This is a genomic window from Balneola sp., from assembly GCA_003712055.1.
GTDB lineage: Bacteria > Bacteroidota > Rhodothermia > Balneolales > Balneolaceae > RHLJ01.
On sequence record RHLJ01000001.1, the window covers coordinates 1,093,269 to 1,106,344 of the forward strand.

Annotated in this window: 10 protein-coding genes; 6 read left to right on the forward strand and 4 right to left on the reverse strand. The window is 39.7% G+C overall.

Annotated elements, in window-relative coordinates; translation table 11 throughout:
* The first annotated feature begins 2 nt into the window (after positions 1 to 2).
* From ED557_04890 to ED557_04915, 6 genes are read left to right on the forward strand one after another with little or no spacing between them, the layout of a single operon-like run.
* Entirely contained in the window at positions 3 to 3,170 is a 3,168-nt protein-coding gene (locus tag ED557_04890) for a T9SS C-terminal target domain-containing protein (GenBank protein RNC86110.1), read from the forward strand.
* Entirely contained in the window at positions 3,170 to 6,547 is a 3,378-nt protein-coding gene (locus ED557_04895) for a hypothetical protein (GenBank protein RNC86111.1), read from the forward strand. The genes ED557_04890 and ED557_04895 overlap by 1 nt, the downstream gene beginning before the upstream one ends.
* The gene (locus ED557_04900; GenBank protein ID RNC86112.1) at positions 6,544 to 7,527 is read left to right on the forward strand and encodes a hypothetical protein; all 984 of its coding nucleotides are present in this window, start codon (positions 6,544 to 6,546) and stop codon (positions 7,525 to 7,527) included. Before ED557_04895 ends, ED557_04900 begins: the two co-directional genes overlap by 4 nt.
* Positions 7,528 to 7,556: 29 nt before the next feature.
* Positions 7,557 to 8,381 (forward strand): PASTA domain-containing protein, encoded by an 825-nt coding sequence (locus ED557_04905; protein ID RNC86113.1) that lies wholly within the window; start codon positions 7,557 to 7,559, stop codon positions 8,379 to 8,381.
* The gene (gene rpe, locus ED557_04910) at positions 8,381 to 9,049 is read left to right on the forward strand and encodes a ribulose-phosphate 3-epimerase (GenBank protein RNC86114.1); all 669 of its coding nucleotides are present in this window, start codon (positions 8,381 to 8,383) and stop codon (positions 9,047 to 9,049) included. Before ED557_04905 ends, rpe begins: the two co-directional genes overlap by 1 nt.
* Positions 9,046 to 10,299 (forward strand): MFS transporter, encoded by a 1,254-nt coding sequence (locus tag ED557_04915; GenBank protein ID RNC86115.1) that lies wholly within the window; start codon positions 9,046 to 9,048, stop codon positions 10,297 to 10,299. Before rpe ends, ED557_04915 begins: the two co-directional genes overlap by 4 nt.
* 38 nt (positions 10,300 to 10,337) lie before the next feature.
* On the opposite strand, the gene ED557_04920 is transcribed toward ED557_04915, so the two are convergent.
* The 4 genes from ED557_04920 to ED557_04935 are packed head-to-tail and all read right to left on the reverse strand — an operon-like array spanning position 10,338 to position 12,719.
* On the reverse strand, positions 10,338 to 11,003 hold the full coding sequence (locus ED557_04920) for a hypothetical protein (protein RNC86116.1): 666 nt from the start codon (positions 11,001 to 11,003) through the stop codon (positions 10,338 to 10,340).
* Entirely contained in the window at positions 11,000 to 12,118 is a 1,119-nt protein-coding gene (locus ED557_04925) for a 6-bladed beta-propeller (GenBank protein RNC86117.1), read from the reverse strand. The genes ED557_04920 and ED557_04925 overlap by 4 nt, the downstream gene beginning before the upstream one ends.
* Positions 12,114 to 12,350, reverse strand: coding sequence for a hypothetical protein (locus tag ED557_04930; protein ID RNC86118.1), 237 nt, complete (start codon positions 12,348 to 12,350; stop codon positions 12,114 to 12,116). The genes ED557_04925 and ED557_04930 overlap by 5 nt, the downstream gene beginning before the upstream one ends.
* Before the next feature lie 15 nt (positions 12,351 to 12,365).
* Positions 12,366 to 12,719, reverse strand: a complete 354-nt coding sequence (locus ED557_04935; GenBank protein RNC86119.1) for a hypothetical protein — start codon at positions 12,717 to 12,719, stop codon at positions 12,366 to 12,368.
* Positions 12,720 to 13,076: the final 357 nt, after the last annotated feature.

Consider the following 13,076-nt stretch of genomic DNA (forward strand, 5'->3'; position numbering starts at 1 on the left):
GAATGAATCCTAACCCGAATTTTAAAAAGAGCATGTTGGCACTGGTAAGCATGCTCTTTTTGTTTAACCTCGATACTGCCACTGCACAGCAGTTTGAAATTAAGCGTACTCACGCTATTTCATCACCTTCTCAGGAGGCATTTCTTCCTGCTATTGGTATGCTTGATGTAATTGCAGTAATGGTTGAATTCCAACCGGATAGTAATCGACTTACTTCCGGTACTGGGATATTTGGGTCGGATGGTATGGATGGACTGCCCTACCTCAGTCGCCAGGATCAAACCTTTATCGATCCGCTACCTCACAACGCTTCTTATTTTGAAGCCAAACTGGAATTTGCAAGAAATTATTACGCTAAGTCTTCAGATGATCTATTGACCATCAACTATCGTGTTCTCCCAACTGTCTATCAGCTCGATAAGAAAATGGAGGAATACTCTCCAATTGGCGAAACTTTTAGTACCGAAAAACTTGCTGAGTTTTTACTTGATGTATGGACTGAAGTTGAAGAGCAAGGTGGCTTCAATACAACAGGACTCGATCCGGAGACAACGGCCTTTGTAGTATTTCATGCAGGAGTAGGCAGAGATGTGGAACTAACAGGTACTACCCTGGATATCACCCCATTTGATATTCCTTCTATTAATATGAGAGAACAAGAACTAGAGAGATGGCTAGGAAATGATTTTGAAGGCTTCCCTATCAATGGTGGTTCTTTTATGGTCAAAAGCTCGATGATCATGCCCAGAACTGAATCCAGAAGAGGCGAAGATATTCAGGAAAATGAAATTGTATTTCCACTTTCAATAAACGGTCTTTTATGTGCTTCTATCGGCAGTCATTTAGGGCTTCCGGATCTTTTCAATACTGAAACCGGGGAACCTGCTATCGGGCGTTTTGGGCTTATGGATGGAGCTGGATTTTTCTCCTATAACGGACTTATCCCACCTGAACCATCAGCATGGGAAAAAGTTTACCTTGGGTGGGAAACCCCCTTCACAATTACAACTAGTAGTACGGATAGTATTTTTTTGCCAGCTGCAAGTCTGGATGAACCTAATAGCATTGCTAAATACGAGCTCTCGTCTACCGAATATTTTTTGATAGAGAACCGGCACCGTGATATTGATGGAACAGGAGTCACCATTACTACCCAACGACCTGATGGAAGTATCACTCAAAAAACCTTTACCAATCAGGATGAAGCTTTTGTATTTCAGGAAAGTGATTTTGATTCCTTATTGGACCAGGGAAGCATCATCAACGTAAGTAATTTTGACTGGAGTCTTCCTGGAGGAATCGATATTGGTGACGACGAGCGAGAAGGAACCGATGATGATAGACAGTTGAACGGTGGAATGTTGATCTGGCATATTGATGAAGCTGTAATTAACCAACAATTAAGTACAAGCAGAGTAAATGCCGATCCTCTACTCAGAGGTGTTGATCTCGAAGAGGGTGATGGAGCTCAGGATATCGGAAGAGAATCAATCCTGTTGGATAATAGTCCAAATTTTGGTTTTGCCTTCGATTTTTGGTGGAGCGGAAATAACTACCGAGTAATTACCCAAACCGGAAGTATTGATTTGAATCCGGATAATGTTTTTGGACCTGAAACTTTCCCAGACAATAGCTCAAATTCTGGAGCCTTTTCTGGATTTGAATTCTATGACTTTTCGGATAACGTGCCCATGGCTTCATTCAGAATAAGAGAAAGTGTCGATTCGGAATTGGTATTTAGAAAAATATTGGAAGACAAAATTTCTGATGGCGTATTCTACACACCAGAAAATTCATACTGGGACTATTATCCGCTAGGCCTGATTGTAAGAGTAAATACTGTTGATTCCTTAATAGTAATTCCAACATCTACGGATTTATTTCTCTGGCCTACTGATTTAAGTGGATCATTTTTCATTTTTACGAGAAGTTCAAATCAACAACCACTTAATGGAAATAATCTGGTTATAAGTGAAAATCCTTCTCTGGAAAGCACACTTAACGTACTGGCATTCAACAATGATCAACTCAACAATGGCACCTATCTTTGGGGTACAACCACTCCTGCTAACAACTCTTTCATGAGTTCTCAGTCAGGCACTATTATCGATCTGGATTTTACCAATTCATCGATAGATGCAGCCAATGGAGGTGTAATTGATAACACTTCGGGTTTTGAATTTAGATCTGAAATAATAAACCAGAGATTTTTAGGCATAGACGGAGGTACTGTTTCTTTCGAAGGAGAAAATCTATCCGATTACATCTCCACTGCTACCGGTCGTCTTTTCGGAGGAACCATTTCTTCAAATCTTGGCAATTTTTACTACTTATTCGAAGACGGTGCATTCACAATTGTAGATCCTTTAGACAGTGATTCATTTATTCCAATTTTTGAAGAAGAAAAGGCAGAATGGCCTGCGATTATAGATGAAGGATATATTTATCGTATAAACCGATCGGAGAATACTCTTGAAGGGTATAATTTTAGTGGAGCTTTACTTCCCGATACTCCAATCCTGGCTCCGGAAGGTTTTCAGCTTATAGGCACCCCATTAGTCGCAGATATTACCGGAGATAATATCCAGGACTTGATCGTAGTAGGCCAAACCGATTTTTCAGTAAATATCTTTGCATTCGAAACCAATGGAAATCCTATCGAAGGCTTTCCTCTTCATGTAGGTGGTTCTGTAGGAAAAGATACTCAACCTATTCACCCGGTAATCCATGAGGACAGGCTTTACGCAACGAGTCATACTGGAGATCTCAAAATATGGGAGCTGACTAATTTTACTTCGAGTCAGTGGCCTGGCAGATATGGTTCGAACCAACTGAATAAGGTCTCTGCATACATCACGTTCAGCGATACACAATCCGGTTCTTTTTCGGTACTAAATAAGAATGAGACTTATAACTGGCCAAATCCTGCCGACCAGGTGACGAATTTACGCTTCGAAGTAGAATCACCCGGTGGAACAGTAGATATTACTATTATTGATTACTCTGGAAGAGTTGTATTTGAACGTACAGTTGAAGCCAGAGGCGGAGTGCCCGAAGAAATTTCCATTTCTACCAATAATTGGGGAAGTGGTGCTTACTTTGCTCGTGTTAAAGCTACTGTAGAAGGAAGATCTGAATCGAAAGTGGTAAAAATCGGAGTAGCCCATTGATGAATAAGCTTCCTATCCTGATATCACTTTTACTGTTTGTAGGAATTTCTATTCCGGCATGGTCTCAAACTGATCCACGGTTCTACGATTATCCCCAAAACCATTTGAAGTGGTATTCCATTGAAAGTGATCATTTTATTGTTCATTTCCAGGAAGGGAATAGCCGCTCGGCTCAAGTAACATCCAGAATAGCCGAAGAGATTTATGGACCAATTACTTCGCTTTATAAGTATGAGCCTGATACTAAAGTAAGTATCGTACTGAAAGATCGTGAGGATTATTCAAATGGTGCTGCTTATTTCTTTGATAACAAAATTGATATTTGGGTCCCATCTCTCGATACCCCGTTAAGAGGGTCACATAACTGGCTACGTAATGTGATAACTCATGAATTTGTTCATATTGTACAAATTCAGGCAGCTCTAAAAAGGGAACGAAAGTACCCTGCCTTGTATCTTCAATGGCTTTCTTATGAAAAGGTACGCAGACCGGATGTGCTCTATGGCTTTCCTAATGGAATCGCCTCCCTCCCTTTTGCATCGGTTAATGTTCCTGCATGGTTTGCTGAAGGAACAGCACAGTATCAAATAGAAGGATTGCTATACGATACCTGGGATAGCCATCGTGATATGATCCTAAGAACCAGAATCTTGAGTGATACCTATTTCAACCTCATTGAGATGGGTACCTTCTCCTCTAAAACCAGTATTGAGCGAGAAACTGTGTATAACCAGGGCTATGCTTTTGTTATCTATATGGCTCAACGTTTTGGAGATGATGTGCTACGAAGGATTTCAGAAGCGTTAGGCGAAAAGGGAGTATATAAAGTTGAAGAAGCTATTGAATTTGCTACTGGAATTGACGGGAATACAGTCTTTGATGACTGGATAGCAGAACGAAAGGAATTTTATACTTCAGGAATCGAATCCCTCACCTACACGGATTCTGAGTACATTGAAAGCGAAGGATTTTTCAATTTCTTCCCGAAGCCTTCTCCGGCTAACGATGATGCCGTCGCTTATCTGTCGAATCGTGAAAAAGATTATTCTCTCCTTTCCCTGTACATCAAACAAAATGGTACAGAAACTGAAATTGCTCAGGTCGATCAACGCGACCACCATATAGATCACAACCATGCTGATGCGTTAAAGCCACTAATTATGGCTTTAAATACTACCTATTCATTTTCTCCGGATGGTGAAAAGATCGTTTACACCATCAATAGGAAAAATCATTATGGTGAATTCTATAGTGATTTATTTATCTATGAGTTAGAATCAGGTGAATCTACCCGTTTGACCAACAGTGCTCGTATTCAATCACCAGCCTGGAGCCCAGATGGTTCTCAAATTGCAGCTCTGAAGTACGAAGCTGGCACTCAAAATTTGATCTTAATTGATGCAGAAAATCCTGAAGAACAGGCCTTACTTACAAATTACGAGGATGGAGAAACCCTCTTTACTCCTAATTGGCATCCTGATGGAAATGAAATCTATTATGCTTATGCCGATTATTGGGGAAGAAATATTCACAGTATCGACCTGAATACTAACGCTGTTCAATCTATCCTGGAAAATGATTTTATAGATTACAGAGATCCATTTATAAGTGACGATGGCTCATATATGTACTATTCCTCTGACCCCGATGGAATTTTTAATATATATCGAAGACACCTTACAACCGGTGAAACAGATCAAATTACCAGCGTCCTTGGTGGATCGTTTATGCCCTTTGTCAAAGATGATCAACTTTATTTTTCAGAATATGAAAAGGACGGTTATAAAATAAAGAAAGCCAATCTGGTACCCTCTTCCTCTGCTCCTGGTTTTGGACGCTATGAACCCATTATTTCAGAATTTTCTTTCGATCCTGGCTCTATCCCTGCAGCTTCCTATCTCAATGATTTTGATGATAAAGACATCGACCCACTTGGAGATGAAATAGTGGTTAAGAGAAATGCAGAACCACATACCTTCGAAATTGAAACTCAGGGAGAATCTGATGTACGCGAATACAAGCCTTATGAGGATACCTTTACCAGCTTTTCCTATTTCCCCGTTCTTCGCTTCGATAATTACACGAAACGTAATGGTCAAAATGGTACCCTGTTAAAAAACGGACAAGTTGGTAAACTAGGTGAAAATTTACTCCGCGATGTAAAACCAGGAGTCTACTTTGCTTCGCGTGATGTTCTGGACCGGCTTAGTATTTTCGGAGGGATCATGCTAGGAGTAGCATCCAGGGATGCAGAAAGTGTGGGAGATTTCTTTAAACCGAACCGACTCCTAAAACTGGATAGAGACGTTTTCTTTACAGCAGAATACAGAGGTCTTCCTTTCATTAAAAAAAGTTGGTCGCCAACTGTTGCTATCGAGGTATTCAACCTTCATAGGAATGTAAGAGATGGTCTTTCCATCGAAGAGTTTCCTTGTACATCCTGCCTGCCTGATACAACCACTGTGGATATTGGATATGAAGTTTGGGAAGCTAATTTATTCTTCAGAAGTAAACTCAGCCGAAGAAGTTTGCTTGAACTAGGTATCGGATATTCTCCATATCAGGTTCAAACCGATAATTTCTTTTCCCGTGAGTTAGATGCTCTCATCAGTGGTTCTTCTTCTCAATATTACCGGGCAACCACACTCTCTGCTTCCTATACCTTCGATTATTATAACTTCACTACTGATGCAGATATAGCTCCGGTTGGGCTGAAAGGATATTTACGGTATCAATATCAACCTGCGGAACTACTGGAAGAGTATGAAATAAAAGATGGCACCCTCGTACCGATATTTAACAGTATCAAAAACCACTCTGCGGAAATACATTTACGGTATGGCTTCAGAACCTTTGGCGACCAGGCATTCCAGGCAAGAGTTCGGGGATTTAGTTATTTCAATAAACCGGATGACGCTTTTTATACTGACTATATCGGTGGCTTCCTTGGCATGAGGAGTTATCCGTTTTTTGCCATCGGTGGAAATAGAACCGCTTTTACTAGTATAAGTTGGTTCACTCCTATCTTTAAAAATATCAATAAACAGGTAGGCCCATATACGTTCGACAAGGTATATGCACGTTTCTTCTTTGAGGCTGGAAATGGCTGGTATCCAGGTGGCGCCGCTGATAACAACTCCGGATTGCTTGATTCCGGAACCAATATCAAAAAAGGGATTGGTGCGGAACTTAGGTTAGCGAGTAGCGGATATTATCTGTTCCCTCTCAGGTTTTTTGTAAGTGCTTCTTATGGATTTGATGAATTTACACTCACACTTCCCGAAGACTTTGTAACAGGCTCACAAAGTAACAGAGTTACTTACGGGCGTGAATTATTATTTCATTTTGGATTAACCTTCGATTTTGAATTGCTATGAGAAACTTCTGGTACATACTAAGCGGGTTAGTCTTTCTTACTGTTAATGCCCAGGCTCAACCCAAAAAAGTATCGTTGAGTGGAAGTATCATCAAACTGGATTCTTCCTCTACTACAGAAGTTGTAGAAATAATAACACTGGAAGATTTCAGGTACATCCCTAAGGAAAGCTTTTATAACCAGGCCACAGGCATCTCTGAAGTATCCAGAACTAAGCCCGGAGTAGCTTTTCTAGCTTCTGCTATTGTACCCGGTAGTGGACAAGCTTTGAACGGAAAATGGGGACGGGCAGCTACATACTTCCTGATCGATGCCCTTGGAATTGTGTTTTATATCGATCAAAATGACAAAGCCAAGCGCAGAGAACAGGCTTATGAGAACTATGGGGATCAAAACTGGAGTGTACTAGCCTATGCTCAGTGGTTAGTAGAATATTCCCGTGCCAATGGAATAGCTAATGGTTTTGACGATGTTGATGGATTAGAAGACATGGTTTTTGGGAAAACCCCTACCTGGGGAAATACTCAGGCTGATTGGGACGATCAATTATTGCCTGTATTAAGGCAGGTAGAAGTACTCACTCCTTTCTATTATAACAATGGCTTTATCGCTAGTACCTTTTCGCATGTAGTACAAGATTATGGTTCTCAACAGTATTATGAACTAATGAGCAAATACTACCAATTTCAGCCGGGATGGAGAGATTTCCATGAAGCGAGACTCACTGATGGAGCCTCTCATGTTTACCAGTATCCCTGGGATGCCACTATGGCTACCGCGAATTTCCTTGAGGGAAGAGATCGGGCTCAGCAGTTCAACGACAATTATAGAACCGCCGGGAACATTCTTACTCTTATGATGGTAAATCACATCGTATCAGCGTTTGATGCCTACTTTACTGTACAACTTAAGAACAGCAGATTAGAAGCCGAGGCAAATATGCTTTCAAATGAAACAGTTTCTCTACGCTGGCACTTTTAACATCCTTCATCTTCCCTTATTTTTGAGCCATGATTAAGCAGATTCTCACCAGTAAGTATCTTTATTTTTGTGTGCTCGGATTGATCCTAGTAGGCGCCGTAAGTCTTCTCACGATCGATAAGCTTATTATGCCTATCTATACCAATTATAATGAAGGTGTAACGGTACCCGATGTAACCCGAATATCACTTACAGAAGCAGAGGAACTGTTAACCTCCTACGGATTGAGAGTTGAAGTATCTGATCGTAGAGCCAATTCAGCTTTCCCTGCCGACTACGTAATTGACCAGGCTCCTGCACCATCAGTACTGGTAAAGCCAAACCGAAAAGTATATCTGACCGTTAACACCGCTGTTAAACCCCAGGTTATTGTACCTAACGTGGTAAATCTTTCGCTTCGTAATGCGCAGATTCAGCTTCAAAATTATGGACTCGAGGTAGGCTCAATCAGTTATGAATCTTCCCGGTTCAAAAATGCTGTACTCCGTCAATCTATTCCTCAAGGTATTACTGTAGAAAAAGGACGCGCCATTGATCTTGTTGTGAGCGATGGACTTGGCGACAAAATTGTAGACATTCCTGAAATCAGAGGACTTCGGTTACCGGATGCTCAACTCAAGCTTCGTGAGGTTGGGTTGCGGGTTGGAGAAATTAGATTTCAGCCCATTAAAGATGTAGTACCAAATACGGTACTCGACTATACCCCCAATGTGACGCAAATGGTTGAAGGCGGAACATTATCACTGGTCATTTCTGAGCGATTTGAGGCTGTTGAGGTACTTGAAGGTGGCGCCGTAATTATCGATTCTACGGGCAATCAAATTCCGGTACCTAACAACCAAAACAATAATTAATGAACTTCAACCTACCCGCTCTAGCTCCTTCTATTCTCTCCGCCAATTTTACCAACCTCGAAGCCGATATTAAGGCCATTTTAGAAGGCGGAGCCAATTGGATTCATTGTGATGTTATGGATGGACATTTCGTACCTAATATCACCTTTGGCCCAGGAATCATTAAACAAGTAAGCAAAATTGCTCCGGATGCTTTTATCGATACTCATTTAATGATCGAAAAACCGGATCAGTATATCGACAACTTTGTTGAAGCCGGTTCAGAACTAATTTCTGTTCATTTTGAAGCTTGTACTCACTTACATCGAAGCATTCAGAAAATTAAAAGTCATGGTGTTATGGCTGGGGTAGCTATTAACCCTGCTACTTCCATTTATAATATTGAGCCAATTCTTGAATATATAGACATGGTAGTGGTAATGAGCGTGAACCCAGGTTTTGGTGGACAAAGTTTTATTGAAAGCAGTTACGACCGCCTTCAGGAACTTGCTGATATACGTGAATCAGAGGGGCATGGATTTCTCATCCAGGTGGATGGAGGAGTAAATCTGAAAAACATTAAAAAGATTGCAGAAGCTGGTGCTGATGTTCTTGTTTCAGGAAATAGTGTTTTTAGTGCTAAAGATATTCCTGCTAGAGTTACTGAACTGCAATCTCTAATGTCATGAGCGAGAAAAAGCATTTCAAAAGAGTTTTAGCTGCAGGGTTAATTGGTAATATTCTGGAGTGGTATGATTTTGCCGTTTATGGGTTCTTTGCAGCTACCATAGCCGAACAGTTTTTCCCTTCTGGAAATCCAACAACATCACTTATTGCTGCTTTTGGAGCATTTGCTGCTGGTTTCCTGATGCGCCCTATTGGAGCCATCTTCTTTGGGAGAATCGGTGACAAGGTGGGACGGAAAAAGATGCTGTTTCTGTCGGTCATGCTTATGGCCATTCCGACTTTCATCATCGGTGTTCTTCCTACGCATAGTCAAATTGGAATAAGTGCCGCTATATTAATGGTATTGATGAGAATGCTCCAGGGTTTATCAGTTGGTGGTGAGTACACAGGATCCATTGTATTTCTGATTGAGCATGCGCCAGATCACAGAAGAGGATTCTTTAGCTCTTTTAGTATGATGGGAGCTACACTTGGAATTCTTTTAGGTTCTGGTTTCGGAGCTCTAATTACAGGATTACTTACTGAAGCCGAGTTAGCAGCCTGGGGCTGGAGAATTCCGTTTTTGGTTGGTATATCCATTGGTATCATTGGATTTTTGATTCGAAGAGGACTTCCTGAAACTCCCGCATCAGAAGAGAAAATTGAAGCGCCGCTAAAGGAAGCATTCACAAACCATAAGAAGCCCATGCTTCAATCCATAGGATTGAACATTATGGGAGCGGTAAGCTTTTATATCATTTTCATTTATCTGGCTACCTGGTTGGTTCAGGAGGTACATGAAACCAAATCTGAGGCTCTGGATATCAATACCATTAGTCTCTTTGTTCTCTTAATTTCAGCACCCTTATTTGCCATGCTTTCTGATAAAATAGGTCGTAAACCTATGCTCATTGCTGGAACCATTTTAATGGCAGTATTGGCATATCCATTGATCTGGTTAATGCATCACCATGTATTTTGGATGATTTTACTTGGCCAGTCCATCTTTGCGATCGCCTTATCCATTTTTATGAGCACCATTCCAGCCTTTATGACCGAATTGTTTCCAGCCAGGGTACGAGCAAGTGCTACCAGTGTGAGTTATAATATCCCTTATGCGCTCTTTGGAGGAACAGCTCCTATGGTAGCCGTCTGGTTGATCTCTGTGACTGGTAACCCTGATGCCATTGCCGGATACATCATAGTAGTTTCTTTATTAGCCTTCTTTATCGCATTAACTGTTAAAGAGACTAAGGGTAAGCCAATTCACTAAAATCCTTGTAATCTTTTATTTATTTAAATAAAGAATATTTACAAGTCAGAGATAATAACCTCTAATTGGCTACTAGTTAGTGCTCCCTCATATACACTACCGTTTATTATGATAGTTGGGATTGAGTTAATCCCTAGCTTTTCTGCTAGTTCGATGTCGTTTTGAATTAAATCTTTTGTTTCTTTGTTTTCAAAACAGCTGATAAAACTATTCTCTTCAATACCTAAGCCCAAAGCCAAATCTTTAATTAAACTATCACTCAAGCTGCTGTTATTTTCAAATAGTAGATGGTGTAAAGGTAAAAAACTGTTGTCCTTGCGAGCGCATTCTACCGCTATGGCGGAACTTAAAGCATTGTCATGGTAATCCAGTGGTAAATGCTTATAAATAATCCTAACATCGTTTTTAATATCTTTTGATAATAGTTTCAGCTCATCTTCTAGTTTTGTGCAAAAGGGACATTCGTAGTCATAATATTTTATTAGTGTCGCTTTTGCTTCAGGAGTACCTTCTATAAAGCTATGTTGTATAAAATCTTCCCAGCCAGTGATTTCTTTAATAGGAATCGTAGGGGAGTTTCCATTAGAAGTATTTATGTTAGATGAGAAAAACTCATTTTTGATAAGAATTGCTGTTACTACAATTGCACAAACTATTAGTACAATATTTGTAGCCACCGAAATCTTTTCTTTCATATCTCTCAATTTAGCTTGTAGTTGTATACTATAATTTTTTGCTCATACTCTGAGTTCTCTAACCCATATATCCTATTCTCTGAAATGTGCTTTATATCCAGGTTGCTACCCAAGTTCGTTTTATTAAGTACTTCATGTGAGTCATAGTCTATCAGAAAAAGCTCATTGTCATGAGTCTGCACCCAGATACCCTTTTCTGAAATAAAAAAGTCTTTGTAATAAGGTAGGTATTCATTGATGAGATCCGAGAATCGGTCTTGATAGCTTTCACTTAAATAAGAATTTATTATCTCATCAGTTACTTTTTTCTCTTCTAAAAAGTCTAGATTTATCTCATCCAAGACCTCACCATCAATATCAATAACCTGAATAATATTGAACCTTCCATTTCCAAGAAAAAATTTAGTACCATGAAGAACTGGTCTAAACACAGTCTTAGCTCCTAAAGGATTTGTCCTAACACTTATACTTCCCCCTCCTTGCCTAACAAAAGCTTCATCCATTTGAACAGACACCAAATTATCCCTTTTAATTCTCCCTTCTTTATTTACTAAAGACAACTTATCGACAGCTCCAGATAAATTAATATTTGGGCTATATGAAGTCTTGTAACGAAATAAGAAAGAAAGGTTATCAGAATTCTTTTCTTTAACTAAACTAAAAATGCTTGGAAAACTTAGTGGCTTTGAAGTGACCGTGAATTCTCGGGAATAATGAAATTTACCTTCAATCAAGTTAAAGCAAAGAATCTTTAATCTCGATGAGTCATAGACATATAAAGAATCCTTTATAGAGTCTAAAAATAAAGTACTAGGTTGTAAGAACTCACCAGGTCCCCGACCTTGTGAATCATAAACCTGTATTAGCTTACCGGAATTTATATCGATTGATAATAGTGATTTACTACTCCAATCGTTAGCTATGATATTGCCATGACTATCAATTTGTAAGTGATTAAGGTATCCAAACAGTATATCATCATTAGTAGAAGAAATCTCTAGTGACTTTGAAAAATTGATGCTAACACTATTCTGTGAGGCAGAGTCTTGGCTAAATAGAAAAAGAAATACAAATATACGGATGAACTTAGAACGAAATATCAATATTGGTATTCCCGATTTAATTTTCTGCTACAGTTGGTGGTTCACATACTCCTCGAGCTGCACATCCTTCTCCAGATGCTACACACCAACAACCTTGACAAACGTTCCCATTGCTATTTGTACAACTCACACATACGGTGCAATCTGGATCGCTAGAAATAGTTGCGACTAACTTCTCTTTACCTTCGATTCCGCCGATAAGAAATGAACCAATAAATACATACAGTACTAAAAAATATTTAACTTTCTTCATGATTATTTTATTTAGTTACCCAGGACCCATCTCGCAGACCATACCTTCTCCTGCATCACACCCGTTTTGATCTGCACAACATTTAGCATCACTCGGTTCTGTATGAACAACATCGCAACATTGTTCTCCATTTCCACCAGTACAACAAACAATGTACATTGGCTCGGATATATAGTTGCTTGCTTTTGTATGATTTATTGAGATAAAACCAATTGCTATTACTAAGAGGGAAAGTATTTTTTTTGACATAGTACTAGGATTGAATTTTTGGTTAACCTTCCTGTGGAGTAGTTTCCGTTTCACATGTTGAATCATCTTCTGATGAACAATAAGTACAGGAATTGAAATCAGCCTTGCATTTCCATCCACAGCACCGAATCCCTGTTACACTAGTGCAACAAGCTGATTGCGCAAGTTCAGCAGATTTAGCCTGAACTGATTTATTAGGCATTAAAACGAATAGTTCTACAGCTATTAATAAAGACAAAAATATTTTGAGCATAATATTCCTTTCTTGGTTACCTCTAGTATAATTGTCAGGCTCGACTTTTTTTACTTTTTCACTGTCCCTTTTCACTGTCCCTTTTCACTGTCCCTTTTCACTGTCCCTTTTCACTGTCCCTTTTCACTGTCCCTTTTCACTGTCCCTTTTCACTGTCCCTTTTCACTGTCCCTTTTCACTTTCCCTTTTCACTGTCCCTTTTCACTGTCCCTTTTCACTTTCCC